The sequence below is a fragment of the Pseudomonas extremaustralis genome (genome assembly GCF_900102035.1).
Taxonomy (GTDB): domain Bacteria; phylum Pseudomonadota; class Gammaproteobacteria; order Pseudomonadales; family Pseudomonadaceae; genus Aquipseudomonas; species Aquipseudomonas extremaustralis.
Genome location: NZ_LT629689.1, coordinates 5,967,754 through 5,983,605, shown reverse-complemented (window position 1 = coordinate 5,983,605; position 15,852 = coordinate 5,967,754). Strand labels below are relative to the sequence as shown.

The following is a 15,852-nucleotide window of genomic DNA, read 5'->3' as shown; positions in this document are numbered from 1 at the left end:
CTAGCCACTAGCCACTGAATACGTGCTCGCGATGCCAGGCCAAGTAGTTCAAATGACGGTCATGAAGGCTACGCAATCGGCATTGCGGGGTAATACCAAGTGCCCGTTGCAGTTCAGCGGTCAAGGTTTGCGCAATAATAATATCGCCCTCGTCGGTGAAGCTGATCAGCCCCTGGTCAAAGGCTTGATCCAGGTTGGGCGTCAGAAGCAGTCCGTTAAAGGGATCGAGGCGCTCCAGATGCGTCGCGTCACGCCAAGGCTTAATGTGAGAAGCACGCAACATGGAAGCAAGCGCTATACCGCTAACGGCGCAACCTTGCCAATGCTTGAGCAGAGCTTGGCGATAAACGCTTTGTCCTACCCGCGCTCGAATAATGGCTTCGCGCTCGGTACTCTCAATTTGCTGCCCAAATGATGATTGCTCGAATATCTCAATCAGGCTGAATTCATCTTCCAATCCTTGATCGATGGCCGTCGATTCGCCGGTAAGCACTGCGAACAGGCTGCGCAAGTCTTCACTATCCGCACAATTGACCGCTATACCGGTATTGCTCGTTGAGTCCAGCGCGCGCGGAAATACTTCCAGGCTGGTGCTTTTATAGTTCTCATTGGGAGCGCCCTGCGTCAATGCCTTGATTTGCTCCCAATGCACTGACTTGCGGTATGCCGGGTGCAAAACCAAAGGTTGGAGTCCCACGGCGCCGATAGCTTTATGCTTGACGAATAGCGGGTACTCAAGCGCAGGATGCTCATAGCCTCTAGCGTAGGCCTTTTCTTTGTACTTCAAGCTGCAACCATGGCCTTCCAGTAGCCTGCAAATTTCCAGCGAATCGAGCATGCGTTCCTCCTGATGTTTACAACGTATCGGCGCCAATCACGAGGACCTTGAATAAAGGCCCTCGTACCTCACACCTAAGGCAGCAAAGCCTGCAGAATCTCCACCTTGCGCTGCAGCTGCTCCACATGAGCCTTCTCTGCCCGCAGCGCCGATTTCAACTCGCGATTCTCTTCGGCGTGCCAGCTCATCCGCTGCTGGCGCTCCTTCGTGGTCGCATGCCAATGCTCGAGCAATCTCCAGGCTTTGTTAGTCTGCAGATACTGCACCAAAAGCATCAGCTGGATCATCAACAGCATCAGCATCGCTACCGACGCCGTCCAATCCCAACCATCCATAAACATGTCCCTCATGTCGTCAACGCCAAACTTGCCAGAGTCACGATATGTAGTGTTGAACGACACGTCTAGAATGTAGACTTATACAGGTAAAGTATTCACTCACATGGAGGCGACATGAAACGCAAGCAAACCATCGAGCAAGTCCGCTGGGACCTCGCCCTTCGCTACCGACTGATCGAAACCGTCGCGTGGTGGGAAGGCCGGCTGACCACGGTGCACTTGACGCAGAGCTTCGGCATCAGCCGTCAGCAAGCATCCAAGGACATCAATACCTACATCACCGAGCATGCGCCTAAAAACCTTACATATGATCGACAGATCAAGGGTTACGTGCCGAGCAAACAGTTCAAGCCACTGTTCATCGATGACAGCGCCAGCGCCTACCTACACCTGCTTTACCAGAACAATGCTCGAGCGCCACACGTCGAGGGGCTGGCGTTGGCCTACGCCCATACCAAAGTACTGGAGGTGCCTGATCGCTCGATCAAGGCCGAGATACTGCGCCCACTGCTCAAGGCTTGCCGGGAGCATCTACGCCTGGACATCGACTACGTTTCGCTCAACAGTCCCGAACCTGAAGGGCGAACCATTGCACCGCATACGCTGGTTTACACAGGCATGCGCTGGCATGTGCGCGCCTACTGCGAAAAAAACCGCGAGTACCGGGACTTTGTACTGAGCCGACTGCGTGGGGTTCCTGAACTGATGGACGGCGAGACCGAGAATGGCCTCTCGGACGACGACCAGTGGAATAGCGAAGTCAACGTCATCATCAAACCCGATGAGCGTCTGACGGTGATGCAAAAAGCGATAATCCAGGAGGATTTCGGGATGGTCGATGGGCGACTGCAGATTCCCTGTCGCCAGGCGTTGGTCAAGTATGTATTGCAGCGCTATCAGATTGATCCAAAGAACATGGACCCGAAACCAGAGGCGCAACAGATCGTGGTGGAGAACCTAAAGGAGTTGAAACCCTGGCTGTATGACTGATACCGGTCCCTTTCGACTGCCCTGTTCGCGACAACCTTGCCGCTGGCACTCGACTCCAAAAAATACCGAGCCCTGACGCAGTGCGACATGATCTGTCGCACGAGTGAATCAAGCTCTGTATCAGACCCCACGAGAGAACGCGATATTGAATAATCTGGAAGCCCTGAAGCTGGTGGAAACCACGTTCACCGAGATACTGAACGCCGACAAAGTGTCCGACCTGAAAAAGATACTGACGTCCGATCCCCTGCTGGAAAGATGGCAGATGGACCGCAACAAGTACCCAGAATTGCAGTTGAAGTTGACGGACCACGACATCAGTTCCCTCATGACTAAGGTTGGCAACGATCTTCGCTTGCATGCGGACCTCAGCGCCAAACTGGAAACTCCTCTGGAAAAGCTGCTCTACGCCCTGGTTTGGAAAAACGGCGACCTGCAAAAGGTGGCGCACATCATCAAAGGTGCAGCCGATGTCAGACCAACATCGCTGACTAACGGCCCAGGCCAGGTATTCAGACAGTTCGGTCGGCACCTGGCTGATCGCTCGGAATCCATTGTCGATCAGCACGTGCTTCGTGCCTTCGAACTCTATGAGCAGATCAACGACCCAGACTTTTCCAAGATCAAGACCATTCGCAAGAAGATCAACTGGGACAAGGATGTCGCCTGCATCGAACGCTACAAACGCTGGCTCTGCGAGCACTTCAAAGAGCGTCAGGATGCCGAACCTGGATTCGTGGTGAACATCGACATGGTGCTCTTCGCGCTCGGTCGAGCGGTAAAGATCACCAGCCAGCGCGGCAACGGTGAAGCAGCGTAATCCCATCGCCATCGAGGACAGCGCCATGAAAACCTACAAAGCCTTCATGCAACGTGTGGTTGCCACCGCCGGCCCCCAAGCCAACTTCACCATCACGGTTCAAGCGGTGACCTCTGCCATGGCAAAGGTCACCGCTGAAGCCCAGTATCCAGGCTACAAATGCCTGAACGCCCCCACTCAGGTGCGTTGAAGTTTTGCCAGCTCATCTTGCAGTTGCAGCGCCAGCCCACTGGTTCGCTGCACATTGCGACTCACCGCCCCTTCAAATACGCCCGGACTGGCTTCAACCAGGCTGAACCAATGCTTGGCACGGGTGATGGCGGTGTACAACAGCTCCTTGGTCAGCACAGGGTTCAGCGAATCGGGCAATACCAGAGCCGTATGGTTGAACTCCGACCCCTGGGACTTGTGCACCGTCATGGCGAAAACGGTCTCAACCTCCACCAGCCGACTCGGCATCACGAAACGTACGCCGCCGCTGCCATCGTTTCGCGGGAAGGCCACACGCAGAACCCGTTCTGCAGAGGGACCCGGTACCCAGAGAGCAATGCCGATGTCACCATTCATCAAGCTCAGGCTGTAATCATTGCGGGTGACAAGTACCGGTCGCCCTTCGTACCAACCCTGGTCCCCCGACAACAACTCACAGCGGCGCAGTTCGGCGGCCACTCGTTGATTCAGTCCCTCGACACCCCAAGGCCCGCGACGCAGCGCACAGAGCAGACGGAACTCATCAAATGCGCCCAATACTTTGCCAGCCCAACCGGCCCAGAGGGAACTATCCCAGGGAGTGTCTTTCGCAGGACGCTGGTCTCGTAGCTGCTCAAGGTAATGGCGATAACCAGGAGCATCACCTTTGCCGTTGATAATCAACTCGGTGAGTGCGGCATCATGCTCGCCTCGCAACTTGAGGTTCAACAGCTGAGGTAATTGCTGATCAAGCAGGCTTCGTGCTTCGGCGGCGTTTTTCTCATTGACCAGCTTGGCCAGACGCCCAATGCCCTGCTGGGCGTCGAAGCGTCGGGAGTAGCGCAGCATGACGGTTTGCTGGGCCAGCGGATCGCCAGCACCGACTGCCGTTTGCAACCCCGGAGCGCTGACCGACTCGCCACTGTGGGCTTCCAGCCAGGCAACTGTTTGCTCACTATAGCCGCCGGCTTCAGCGTTGCGACAAAGGTCGCCCAACACGGAGCCTGCATCCACCGATGCCAGCTGATCCTTGTCACCCAACAGAATCAAGCGCGCCTGCCGAGGCAAGGCATCGAGCAAGCAAGCCATCATTTCCAGGTCAATCATCGACGCTTCATCGACCACCAACACATCCAGTTCCAGAGGTTTATCGCGGTGGTGAATGAAGTTGCGCGAATCCGGTCGACTGCCCAACAGACGGTGCAATGTGGAAACATCCGTCGGGATCGCCTCCTGCACCGCGGCGCTGACAGGCAACTCACGGACGGCTTTGCCGATGGATTCTGACAAGCGTGCAGCGGCCTTGCCGGTGGGTGCGGCGAGACGAATTCGCAGAGGTTTTCCTTCCTCTACGGCGGGGGTTTGCAGCAGCCCCAGCAGACGCACTACCGAGGTGGTCTTGCCTGTGCCCGGACCGCCAGTGATCACACTGAAATTGCCTCGCGCCGCCAGTGCGCAAGCAATTTTTTGCCAGTCGCTGTGGCGTTCATCGTTGACTTTGAAGGTGTCAGGGAACAAGGCGTCGAGCCGACCGGAAAGTTTTTCCGGTGTTACCACGTCCACGCTCAAACGGGCGCTCAGCGCCTGGGCAATGCTGCGCTCATAGTTCCAGTAACGACGCAGGTACAGACGCTGTCCGGTCAACACCAGCGGCCGCTCCGGGAATCGCTGCGGCTCGTCTCGATCCTCCACCATCGTGCTCAAGCACAACGCTCGGCGCCATTGCGCGACATCCAGGCCCAACAACCATTGCGACGGCAATTGACCGCCCTCCTCCCCTTCAGGAGGTAACGACAACACAAAGTCAGGCGCTTGCAGGGTAGCGACCAGATCCAGGCAGGAATGCCCGCGACCCAGTTGATGACTGGTCATTGCGGCGGCCAGCAACACACTGGCCTGGGCCTGAAGATCCTGTTCAAGTATGAAGGTGGCGAATGAGCGATCCAGTGCGCGCAACCAGCCTCGGTTCACCCAATTGTCGAGTTGATGCAGCAGCTCGCTGCTGTCGGCATCGCCAACGAACAACAGCGGGTGATCAACGTTGCTCTGGCTGTTGCTCAGCTGCTTAAGGGTCTGGCTCATGCGCTGGCCTCCGCGTGTTGCCCCATGAAGAGTTGGTCAAGCTGTTCAATCAACTGCCGTGGCGGCCTTTCGAAATGCACGCCATGGGTGGGCGCCTGGTGCCCACGGACGAACAGGTACACCGCCCCGCCCATGTGCTGTTCGTAGTCATACCCCGCAAGGCGCAGCTTGAGCTGGCGATGCAGGGCCAACAGGTACAGGCACAGTTGCAGGTCGTAACGCTTGTCCAGCATCGTCTCGATCATCGCTTCGGCGTCGTAGGCCTGGTCGTTGCTGCCCAGCCAGTTGGATTTGTAGTCCGCCACGTAGTAGCGCCCCTGATGTTCAAACGTAAGGTCGATGAAGCCTTTGAACATGCCGTTCAACTCATTGGGCGCCAGCACAGGGCGCGGTGCACCACCCAATGTATGTTGGCGCACCAGGGCATCAAGACGCTGAACGTTCACGGAGCGGCTGGAAAACCAGAACTCCATCTCTACCTGATAGGTGTTCAGGGTCGAGAGCTTGCATTGGGTACCGTTGAACCGCAGTGGCGCATTCAGGTAGCTGCCCAGCCAGGCGGACAGTGGCTCGATCCAGGTTTCCCAATCGCGCAGGTTGCAGCGTCGGGCAACGGTATTATGCAGGGTGATCGGATCTCCAGCCGCCTTGGCGAAACCTTCGCGGCCGGCCCATTCGAACAACCCGTGCAGAAAGGTGCCCGGTCCTGCACCCCGAGGGAACCCGTGAATCCCGGCCCCTGCAGGCAAGGCCTCTATTTCGCCTTCCTCCTGCAAATTGGCTTCCAGCGCGGTCGCCGGCTCAAGGCTGACACCCGGTTCCGCGCCCATCAACACATTACCGTCGGCAATGGACAACGCCGAGTAACTGGCGATCCACCAGTTCGCCGCGAGCTTGTGCAGCGGGCGCAATGCCGGCCCCACCTGCGGTGGAGTGGGCGCCGTATGCACATCGTCGGACGGCACGGGGGCTGCGCACACGGCAATGTCTGAGCAGCCGCTGGCCAATGCCGCGACCATGTCAGGCAATTGAACGGCGGCGATCGATTTCTCACCCGCCAGCATGTAGCCCAAACCCGCCTTGTGCAGTTCCGTCGATGCACCGCCAGCCTTGAAGCCCTGAGGCGCCACACAGATCCAGGTGGCATAACGCGCTCGGGTCAGGGCGACGTAGAGCAGGCGCATCTCTTCGCCCATGCGCTCATCGTTGGCAATTTCCTGCGCCGGTTTGGCCAAGTCTCCCTTGATCAACTCGATCACCAACCCCTTGTCGTCGTGGAACATGGGGGGTGTGGTGCTTCGACCATCGATGGCTCTGGCGCTACAGGCGAACGGCAGCAGCACCAAGGGGTACTCCAGCCCTTTGGACTTGTGCACGGTGATCACTTTGATCAGGTCCGAATCGCTTTCAAGACGCAGAATTTCTTCTTCACTCTGGCCTTCTACCTGCTCAGCCAAGTGGCGGATCAACGCATGCTCGCCATCGAGTTCGGCAGCACTGCGCTGCAACCATTCGGCCAGGTGCAGCAGGTTGGTCAAGCGACGCTCACCGTGATCCTCCAGAAGCAAACGGGCCGGTACCTTGAACGTGGCCAGCAGCTTGCGCAGCATTGGCAGAACGCCTTGTTGCTGCCACAAGACACGCAAATCCCGGAACAACAGCACCTGTTGCTCCCAGAACATTTCATCCTGGTTCAATTGCTCCAGCGTCTGCCATGACAGCCCGACGCTACGGGTCGCCATCGCCGCTCGCACCAGCCGATCGCTGGTCGGTTGAGCGCATGCCCGCAGGATATACAGCAGGTCTTTGGCCTCCTCGCTTTCGAAAACCGAGTCCCTATCGGAGAGATAAACGCTGGCCAGCTGCCGATGCGCCAGGGCTTTGCGAATGGCTTCAGCCTCCTTGCGGTTGCGTACCAGAATGGCGATATCGGCGGGCCGCAAGGCAACGAGTTCACCTTCGTCATTGCGCAAACCGGATCGCTCGGTTGCAGCGGGATCAAGCCAGGCCTGAATCGCCGATGCCGAGGCTTCAGCGGCTTTGCGCAGGTAGGTGGCATTATTGACCACGCCCTCGGTTTCCAGCTGCCAGAACGTCAAGGCCGGTTGATCCGTACCCTTGATCTGCAACACATCGTCGCGCCCATTGGCCTGCACGGCGTTGAACGGCACCGGGTTGCCATGGTCTTGCGTAGCGAATCGAAACGCGCCCCGAGGCTGGATTTCGGCGTAATGGAAGCAGTGGTTGGCCGCATCGACCATCGCCCTGGTGGAACGATAGTTGGTCCCCAGCGTGTAATGACGGCCAGCCGTGGCCTCTCGCGCCTGCAGATAAGTGAAAATATCCGCGCCACGGAAGGAATAAATAGCCTGTTTCGGGTCGCCGATCATGAACAGGCCGCAGTCATCCAGGTTGTCCGGGATACGGTAAATGGTTTCGAAGATCCGGTATTGAACCGGATCGGTGTCCTGGAATTCATCGATCAAGGCCACCGGATACTGCTGGCGAATGGTCTCGGCCAGACGCGGGCCGGACGGGCCTTGCAAGGCCTGGTCAAGACGATTGAGCAGGTCGTCGAAACCGATTTCGGCACGGAGCAGCTTTTCTTCATCAAAGCGCTCGCGCACCTCATGCAAGGCATGCAGCAACAGTTGAGCGCGGATATCGACTTTAGCGTCGCGTTGTTCGACCCACAGATCGATCGCCTTGAACGCCGGGTGCTCATGCACCACGGCGTTTCCGTTCAGTGTGATGCCTGTCTGACCGAAGGCGTGCACGTTGTGCGGTGCCGGCTGCCCCTTGGACCACTGCGCCAGTTTGTTCAGAAGACCGTTGAAGACGTCATCCTGTTTAATTTTTCGGTAGACGTTGCCGCTCATGTGAGGACGCATGCTGCGCAACAGATCTTCAAGCTCGTCCTGATGTTCAAGCCAAAGCTGGCGAGCATTACGCTCCAGTTCACCGACTGATCCGTACCACTCACCCGGTTCCTGGAGCAATGCCTGCAAAGACCCAGGGGCTTCAAGAGGCTGGGCTTTGTATTGATAAGTCGCGTCCCGGCGGGTCAGCAACGAACCGAGCGCATCCCCCAGCTCCTGGGGGCTTTTGAAACAATCACTGATCGCACGTGCCTGCTCCACAGGCAACGCATAGAAACGCCGACGCCAATAATCCCGGACCACCTCGGCCAGCAACTCGCTCTGGTCGGTTTCCAGCGTCTGGGTGAACAGGCTGCCACTGTCGAAGGCGTGCTCACGCAACATCCGATAACACCAGCCGTGGATGGTCGAGACAGCCGCCTCATCCATCCATTCTCCGGCCAATTGCAAGCGACGAGCGCAGTCAGGCCACTGCTCCGCCGGGTACTCGTCACGCAGTCGCTGCAGCAACTTGTCATGTTTGCGATCCGGTTCCAGAAAGCACTGCGCCGCTTCGGTCAAGCGCGCACGAATACGGTCGCGTAGCTCCTGGGTAGCGGCGTCCGTAAACGTCACCACCAGGATTTGCGGCGGAGTAAGGGCTGCCTTGAACGCGTTTTCGCCGCCATGCCCCAGCACCAGGCGCACATAAAGCAAAGCAATCGTGAAGGTTTTGCCCGTGCCGGCACTGGCCTCGATCAATCGGCTGCCATGCAATGGAAAGTCCAGGGGGTTGAGATTTACCGGGCTCATTGATCGCTCCCTGCGCGGCTGGAAAAAAGATGGTTGAACAGTCCGCCATACAACCGCTTGGACCATGTGACGAAATCACCAGAGGCGCATAACTGGTCGAAGTCAGCGTAGGCGCGGCGCAAGGCGAAGGAATTCTCTGCTTCTCCCTTACGCTTGTAGCCACCCTCGAATGTTTCACGGGCCTTGTCCAAGGCAGAGTCTTTGTCTTTGCCGTCCCCCCCCACCTCCTCATGCCAGGCGAATGCACTTTTACAGGCAACCGGCAGCGGTTCACGCATGCCCGCCACCCAGGCGTCGAGCAGCGATTGCAACTGCGCCTGCGCCTCTTGCACGGACATTTTCCGGAACAGCACATCGCCGTTCAAGCTGACCAGAATCGTGGCGCAGCCCGAACCGCTTAACTGCAACGCCAGATGCCGCACCCAGGGTCGAACCAGGTTGTGCCAGCGCCAACTGTCGTCGTTGCACAGCTTCTTGCTGTCCAGTTGCAAGTACGCCCGCTGACCTTGGGCATTACGGCGAATGCCGCCCAGCCAGTCATTCAATCCCGGTGCCGGTTCGCACGCGGCAATCGTTGCCGCCGTCTGCCCGTCTTCGATTTCAGGCCATGCCTGCAGCTGCGCGTGGTAACGTTCCAGCATGTCCGGCAGCGGCTCGGCCAATGCCGAGGCGCTCAAGGTTCCGAAGCCGCCCAGCGGCAACTTGCCTTCGCGCTGCAAACGTTGAACGTGGCGATCAAGCTCGGCCACCGCGTTCTCGGGGCGGTAGTCTTCTTCAACCCAACGCTTGAGCGCCTGGCTGAGCCGGTCCTGGTGTTGCCAGTTCTCAAGGCCGTCGAGCTGAAAGGTTTCGTCGTCGCGGCTGGTCAATTCGTCGTTATCGAAATTGACCTTGAGCCGTTGCTGGAAGAATGCCCCGACGGGATCACGGACAAACCCGGCCAGTTGGCGCAGGGTCAACGGCGTGTCCTGAGCGAGCGCAGGCAACAAACCGGCCGATGGTTGCCCGGCCTGTGAGTCATGCACCTCACGCCACTCGTGGGAGTAAGTGAACAACCCGTCGGGCCCGGGCTGATTGGCAAAGTAGGCAGGGCTGAAAGGCTGGAGCGGATGTTCCTGAGTCAATGCATGCAGCAGCGCATCAGGCGTCGCATCGGGTTGCGCCAAACGCCAGCCACTGGCCAGATGATCGCGCAGTTGACCGATCAACACCGAAGGCACGCGCTCGCTGTTATCGCGAATATTGCGGCCCACCCAACTGACGTACAGCTGCTCTCGGGCCGATAACAGCGCCTCAAGCAACAGGTATCGATCATCCTCGCGCCGTGAGCGATCGCCCGGACGGTAATCGTTGCGCATCAGGTCAAAATCAACGGGTGGTTGTTGGCGCGGGTAGTCGCCATCGTTCATGCCCAGCAGGCACACCACCTTGAATGGAATGGCACGCATCGGCATCAGCGTGCAGAAGTTCACCGCGCCGGCAAGAAACCGTTGTGACAAGCCGCCTTCTTCAATGCCGGCCAGCCAGGTTTCATGCATCACACACAACGGCAGCGGTTCGTCGAACTGCGCGGACTCACATGTGCGCAACCAGTCGTCGAGCAACTTCAGCAGTTGGTTGACCAACAACTCTTCGCCATCACCCACCGGGCGGAAGAACACTTTCAGCAGCGATTGCAGACGCTCAACCCAGAGTACCGGTGTGGCTGGCTGTTTCAGGTCTTCGCGGGCAACTTCCAGGTGGTCGAGCAAGGTCAACAGCGGCCCCGCCAATGCGGCTTCCAGTCCCGACACTTCATCGTACGGTTCGATGCCATTCAGCTCAGGCCCCTGGCCGGCAGCGTAGCCCAGCAACATGCGACGCATCCCAAAGCGCCAGGTGTTTTGCTCCAGGCCCGCCGGCATGTCCAGGCTCTCGCGCTGCTGCGCATCGAGGCCCCAGCGCACGCCAGCACCATCAATCCAGCGCTGCAGAATCGGCACATCCGCTTCCTTGATGCCGAAGCGCGCCCGCAGCGCCGGCACATCCAGCAGGTCGAGAATATCGCTGACGGCAAAACGGCTATGGGGCAGCTTGAGCAAGTGTTCGAGGGCGATCAGCAACGGCTTGCGGCCACGCTGCCCCTGGTCGGCCAAGGTAAATGGCAGAAAACGAGGATCATGACGCGGCACCTGACCGAACACGGCCTCGATATGCGGTGCATACGCATTGATGTCCGGCACCATCACAATCACATCGCGCGGGCTTAGCCCAGGATGGGTACTGAAGCGAGCAAGCAACTGATCGTGCAGCACCTCCACTTCGCGCTGGGCACTGTGGACCACGTGAAAGCGCACGGAGCGATCCTGTGCCACGTCGACCGGGGCCCACACTTCGCGAGTTTCAGCCAAAGGACGCAATTCAAGAATGTCGCTTTGCAATTGACCTAGAAGGCTTGAAGGTGGCTCGTCATTGAACAGGTCGATACGCCCGCCGTTTAGGCCCTCGAAAAGGTGTTGATAACTCGCTGGCTCGTCATAGTGGTCGAGCAAATTGATGTAGTCGCGACCTTGCTTACCCCAAGCGGCGAGCAATGGCTGGCCATGTTGGCTCGCCACCATAGAAGCACTTCTGTTTGGCTGACGGCGATAGGCATGGCCCAACAAGTCTTTGTCAGCGACGATATCGCCCCAGTGATGGCGACAAGGGTTGTGCACGCACAGCAACACCTGGCTGTAGCGCGAGAGTATGGCCAAGGCTTCCAAAACCTGTGCCGGCATAGATGAAATGCCAAACACCACCACACGCCGAGGTAAACCATTTGGGGGCTGCCCTGCTTCACGCAGGCGTGCGACAAAACGCTTGTGAACACCGGCACGGCTCTGCTCAAGAGCGCCCGCGCCTACATCCGCCAATACTTCACGCCACAGCTCCGCCTGCCACAGGTTGTCGGGATCCAGCGGTTTCACACCGCCTTTGATGTGCTTTAGCTGATCACGACCGGCCGCCCAGTCCTCCAGCCAATCGGCGCGATAGACCTGATATTGGTCAAACAGGTCCGCCAGACGTTCGGATAGTTGATGGCGCTTGCGCTGATCGTCATCGTCCTGAAGGAAACGCTGCAAGCTGCTGAAATGGGTTTTGTTGAGCAATTGAGGCAGCAAGCGCATCAGACGCCAACTCAGTGCAGTCTTGTCCAGCGGCGAAGACTCGGGGGTTGTCTCGGCCCCCAGGGCAGACCGGTAAGCCTGCCACAGGAAACGCGCAGGAAGTTGTACATCCAACGCTGCTGCGATACCACAGCCACCGTTATCCGGATCTTCAGCCAGCGCCAGCTTCAACCATTGAGCAATGCCGTTGCTGTGCACCAGCACGACTTCGTTTTCCAGAGGGGCCAACGGGTAGCGCTGCATCCAGCTCACCGCTAGTTCACGTAAATCGTCCAAGCGATTGCCGTGAATAATCATGAAGCCGGGCTTCAACGAGTCCGCATCCTGCATAAGCCACCCTCAGATCTGAATACGCAGCTCTGTGGTACAGAGCAGCAAAAGGCCATTACTTTAAAACGATATTGTTACACGCCACCAGCCCGAAGAAGGTCAACACAACCATCTACAGGAGCCGAGCATAGGTTGCCCAATGAGGAGAGCAAATGCTGGGGGTTTGCACAGGTCAACTACTCACGCACATCCCCAACCGTTTCTGCTGAGACGACAGTTAGAAATAAATGAAAAGGCGTAAAAATCTGTGCTGTTTGTTGACAGTCCACGGGGTTCATCACCACTCACTTGAACCTGCCCCCATGAAAATCTACCTAACCTTCATGCAACGGGTGGTTGCTACGCCGGCCCTCTCGCCAACTTCACCAATACCGTACAAGCAGCTCACCCATGGCTGGCCAAGGTCACTGCCGAAGCGCAGTATCCCGGTTATAAGCGCTTCAACGCCCCACTCAGGTTCGCTGATGATTTTTTAGCTCAGCCTGCAATTGCAGCGCCAGCCCGCCGGTACGCTGCACTTTGTGACTCACGGCACCTTCCATTCGCCTGGCCTCGACCTGGCTGAACCAGCCCTTGGTTCGTATAATTACGGTGTATAAAAGCTACTTGGGCAGCGCGGGATTCAGCGCAGGCAATACCAACGCTATATGGCTGAATTTCGAGCATTGATACTTGTGCACCGTCATCGCAACTTGCAGACAGGTTGTCGCGTGAACCAAATTCTTCATCGGCATGGGCGATTCGACTTAGAAAAAACCAAATCACTTGCTCCAAGACAGTTTATTCGAGACGAGACGCTCCCTAATTCGATCTGAATTCAGTTCAAGAAAATTTCAAACCTATATCACCTCGATGAACACCCTACCGTATTGACTGCGGCAGGGAATTTGGCGTGCCTGCTTTTGGCTCAGCACGCTCATCATTGGAGGATTCGCGTATGTATGCCCCCTGTCCTAGCTGCAACTCTGGACGTGTCGTCACGAAAAATATCGGTAAACAAACGGGTGGATTAATTGGGGTCGCCGGCGGTGCCGCCAGTGGAGCCGCCGGCGCCTTGTCGGCGGCGGAAGCCGGTGCGGTAATCGGTGTTGTCGGTGGGCCGGTCGGGATCACTATTGGCAGTATTGCCGGAGCGATTTTGGGTGGTCTGGTCGGCGGGGTCGCCGGTGGGATTGCCGGCGCCACGCTGGGTGAACAAATGGATGACAAGGTACTGAACAACTTCCAGTGCCTAGAGTGCGGTTACAGCTTCAGCGTCAACCGTTAAGTCGTTGTGAACAGGCGTCGTGCCTCACTGAAAAGGCGCCGTCTCCCCTTTATTCGCAAGGAAACACTCCCATGGCACACCTGATCGAACAAATGGCTTACGTCGGCGCTACTCCCTGGCATGGTCTGGGCAGTCGCCTTTCCGAGAAGCAACCGCTGGAAATCTGGCAACGCGAAGCCGGCATGGATTGGAAGATTCAAGAAAGCCCAGTTCACTTCAAGGCTGACAGCATCGGCCCATTGGGAACTATCCACTCGTTCCCGGAACAAAAAGTGCTTTACCGCTCCGATACCAAGGCACCGCTCTCCGTCGTGTCCAACCGGTACCAAATCGTACAACCGCGTGAGGTCCTGGAGTTCTACCGAGATCTGACTGAAGTATCCGGCTACGAGCTGGAAACGGCGGGCGTGCTGAAAGGTGGCCGTAAGTTTTGGGCGTTGGCACGTACCGGACAAACGGCAGAATTGGAAGGCTATGACCGGGTCAACGGCTACCTATTATTGGCCACCTCCTGCGATGGAACCCTAGCCACCACAGCGACGCCAACCACGGTTCGGGTGGTCTGTAACAACACCCTGACCATCGCTCTTGATGGTACGACCCGTGCGATCAAAGTGCCTCATAACACCCGCTTTGATCCGCAAGTGGTGAAAAAGCAGCTGGGCATCGCCGTTTCGCAATGGGATGAGTTTATGTACCGGATGCGGAATTTGGCTGAACGCAAAGTGCAGTGGCATGAGGCAATGGGTTTCTTCATGAACGTGCTGTGTGACGTCTCCCCACACAGCACGTTACCGGAAGTACTCCCCAATGAACGGGCGCTGCGTAAAGTCCAAGAACTGTATGAAGGCCAAGGTCGCGGCGCAACGCTGGAATCATCTCGCGGAACGGCCTGGGGCTTGCTCAACGCCGTCACCGAGTACGTCGACCATGAACGACGGGCTCGGAGTAATGAGTACCGCATGGACTCGGCCTGGTTCGGCCAAGGGGCTGTGATCAAACAACGTGCCCTGAGCGCAGCCCTTCAGCTCGCTGCCTAGGGGGTTACTCGCGGTTACTTTCGGCTCGTACGTCTCGTTCCTCTCACCTATTAGAACGCCTGATCAGCTTGCTGCTGGTCAGGCGTTTTTTATGCATTAGGAAATACTCATGACCTCTCAAACACTACCAAAAACCATCGTAAAAACCCGGCCAGCGTTACGCCTGGTTGGCACCAAACAACTGCCGCGTGAAGATTGGCTGGCGGTACGTAAAGGCGGCATCGGCAGCTCGGATGCAGCCGCCGCTGTCGGCCTCAACCCTTATAAGTCCCAGTTGGAGCTGTGGCTGGAAAAAACCGGACGCGATGCCTCCTTGCCCAAGATCGATCCTCAGGACGAGGAGAGTCCGGCGTACTGGGGCAACGTCCTCGAACCCATCGTCGCCTGGCATTACAGCAAGCGCAGTAGCAATCGAGTGCGGCGAATCAATGCCGTGTTGCAGCATCCCGATCCAAAACTGCCCTGGATGCTGGCCAACATCGACCGCGAGGTGATCGGTGCCGACGATGTACAGATCCTTGAATGCAAAACCGCCGGCATCAACGGTGCTCGCCTATGGAAGGAGGGTGTGCCCGAATATGTGCAGTTGCAGGTCATGCATCAGTTAGCCGTAACTGGCAAACAGGCGGCGGATGTCGCAGTACTGCTAGGTGGCCAGCACCTGGAGATTCACCGCATCGAACGGGACGAGTCGATGATTGCTCGGCTGATTGATCTGGAGCGGCTGTTTTGGGATTACGTGGTCAGCGATACCCCACCACCGGCCGATGGTACGGTCTCCGCCGAGGCGGCATTGCGCTGCCTCTACCCCGAGGACAATGGCCAGACCCTAGACTTCAGCCAGCACACAGCGCTGTCCACCACCTACTTGGAGCTCAAGGCTGTCCGCCAGAGCATTGCCCTGCAGGGGACGCGTGAGGCCCAGCTCAAACAAGTCCTGCAGCAGGCCATGGGTGCAGCCACCCGTGCGGAGTTTGCCGAGGGCTGCATCAGCTGGAAAAAGTCCAAGGACAGCATTGGTCTGGATGTCGAACAGATGCTCAAGGACAAACCTTACCTGCAGGCCCGCTACAGCAAGACCCGCGAAGGAAGTCGCCGTTTTCTGATTGCCTGAAGCCCCCCCTCACTCAAGCCACCC

General features: G+C 57.8%; 11 protein-coding genes. 6 read left to right on the top strand and 5 right to left on the bottom strand.

Annotated features, from left to right (window positions below; translation table 11 throughout):
- Positions 1-7: 7 nt before the first annotated feature.
- Positions 8-838 carry an HNH endonuclease gene (locus BLR63_RS27540; protein WP_010562635.1) on the bottom strand — a complete coding sequence of 277 codons (831 nt, stop codon included), beginning with the start codon at positions 836-838 and terminating at the stop codon, positions 8-10.
- A gap of 74 nt (positions 839-912) precedes the next feature.
- The gene (locus BLR63_RS27535) at positions 913-1,173 is read right to left on the bottom strand and encodes a hypothetical protein (RefSeq protein ID WP_170245499.1); all 261 of its coding nucleotides are present in this window, start codon (positions 1,171-1,173) and stop codon (positions 913-915) included.
- 117 nt (positions 1,174-1,290) lie between these two features.
- On the opposite strand from BLR63_RS27535, the gene BLR63_RS27530 reads away from it, so the two are divergent.
- The 3 genes from BLR63_RS27530 (at position 1,291) to BLR63_RS31595 (ending at position 3,176) form a co-directional block, all read left to right on the top strand.
- Complete coding sequence (locus BLR63_RS27530; RefSeq protein WP_010562633.1) at positions 1,291-2,166, top strand: helix-turn-helix transcriptional regulator; 876 nt, start codon at positions 1,291-1,293, stop codon at positions 2,164-2,166.
- 145 nt (positions 2,167-2,311) lie between these two features.
- Positions 2,312-2,986 carry a hypothetical protein gene (locus BLR63_RS27525; protein ID WP_010562632.1) on the top strand — a complete coding sequence of 225 codons (675 nt, stop codon included), beginning with the start codon at positions 2,312-2,314 and terminating at the stop codon, positions 2,984-2,986.
- A gap of 25 nt (positions 2,987-3,011) precedes the next feature.
- Positions 3,012-3,176 (top strand): hypothetical protein, encoded by a 165-nt coding sequence (locus BLR63_RS31595; protein ID WP_017528830.1) that lies wholly within the window; start codon positions 3,012-3,014, stop codon positions 3,174-3,176.
- Here BLR63_RS31595 and recD read toward each other — a convergent pair.
- From recD to recC, 3 genes are read right to left on the bottom strand one after another with little or no spacing between them, the layout of a single operon-like run.
- Positions 3,164-5,257, bottom strand: a complete 2,094-nt coding sequence (recD, locus tag BLR63_RS27515) for an exodeoxyribonuclease V subunit alpha (protein ID WP_010562630.1) — start codon at positions 5,255-5,257, stop codon at positions 3,164-3,166. The genes BLR63_RS31595 and recD overlap by 13 nt on opposite strands.
- Positions 5,254-8,928 carry an exodeoxyribonuclease V subunit beta gene (gene recB, locus BLR63_RS27510; RefSeq protein WP_010562629.1) on the bottom strand — a complete coding sequence of 1,225 codons (3,675 nt, stop codon included), beginning with the start codon at positions 8,926-8,928 and terminating at the stop codon, positions 5,254-5,256. The genes recD and recB overlap by 4 nt, the downstream gene beginning before the upstream one ends.
- The gene (gene recC / locus BLR63_RS27505) at positions 8,925-12,407 is read right to left on the bottom strand and encodes an exodeoxyribonuclease V subunit gamma (RefSeq protein WP_010562628.1); all 3,483 of its coding nucleotides are present in this window, start codon (positions 12,405-12,407) and stop codon (positions 8,925-8,927) included. Before recC ends, recB begins: the two co-directional genes overlap by 4 nt.
- Before the next feature lie 937 nt (positions 12,408-13,344).
- Here recC and BLR63_RS27500 point away from each other — a divergent pair.
- The 3 genes from BLR63_RS27500 to BLR63_RS27490 all read left to right on the top strand — a co-directional run bounded on the left by BLR63_RS27500 (position 13,345) and on the right by BLR63_RS27490 (position 15,828).
- A complete protein-coding gene (locus tag BLR63_RS27500; RefSeq protein ID WP_042946319.1) occupies positions 13,345-13,674 on the top strand; it encodes a hypothetical protein in 330 nt (109 codons plus the stop codon).
- A 71-nt stretch (positions 13,675-13,745) separates the two neighbouring features.
- Positions 13,746-14,714 carry a DUF932 domain-containing protein gene (locus BLR63_RS27495; protein ID WP_010562626.1) on the top strand — a complete coding sequence of 323 codons (969 nt, stop codon included), beginning with the start codon at positions 13,746-13,748 and terminating at the stop codon, positions 14,712-14,714.
- Between the two features lie 109 nt (positions 14,715-14,823).
- Positions 14,824-15,828: a YqaJ viral recombinase family nuclease gene (locus BLR63_RS27490; protein WP_010562625.1), complete on the top strand. Its 1,005-nt coding sequence runs from the start codon at positions 14,824-14,826 to the stop codon at positions 15,826-15,828.
- The last annotated feature ends 24 nt before the right edge of the window (positions 15,829-15,852 follow it).

Bases quoted from the DNA above. Each gene is read 5' to 3' on its own strand.
- recB (WP_010562629.1), bottom strand. From the start codon at position 8,928: ATGAGCCCGGTAAATCTCAACCCCCTGGACTTTCCATTGCATGGCAGC.
- BLR63_RS31595 (WP_017528830.1), top strand. From the start codon at position 3,012: ATGAAAACCTACAAAGCCTTCATGCAACGTGTGGTTGCCACCGCCGGC.
- recD (WP_010562630.1), bottom strand. From the start codon at position 5,257: ATGAGCCAGACCCTTAAGCAGCTGAGCAACAGCCAGAGCAACGTTGAT.
- BLR63_RS27490 (WP_010562625.1), top strand. From the start codon at position 14,824: ATGACCTCTCAAACACTACCAAAAACCATCGTAAAAACCCGGCCAGCG.
- BLR63_RS27500 (WP_042946319.1), top strand. From the start codon at position 13,345: ATGTATGCCCCCTGTCCTAGCTGCAACTCTGGACGTGTCGTCACGAAA.
- BLR63_RS27540 (WP_010562635.1), bottom strand. From the start codon at position 838: ATGCTCGATTCGCTGGAAATTTGCAGGCTACTGGAAGGCCATGGTTGC.
- recC (WP_010562628.1), bottom strand. From the start codon at position 12,407: ATGCAGGATGCGGACTCGTTGAAGCCCGGCTTCATGATTATTCACGGC.
- BLR63_RS27530 (WP_010562633.1), top strand. From the start codon at position 1,291: ATGAAACGCAAGCAAACCATCGAGCAAGTCCGCTGGGACCTCGCCCTT.
- BLR63_RS27495 (WP_010562626.1), top strand. From the start codon at position 13,746: ATGGCACACCTGATCGAACAAATGGCTTACGTCGGCGCTACTCCCTGG.
- BLR63_RS27535 (WP_170245499.1), bottom strand. From the start codon at position 1,173: ATGGATGGTTGGGATTGGACGGCGTCGGTAGCGATGCTGATGCTGTTG.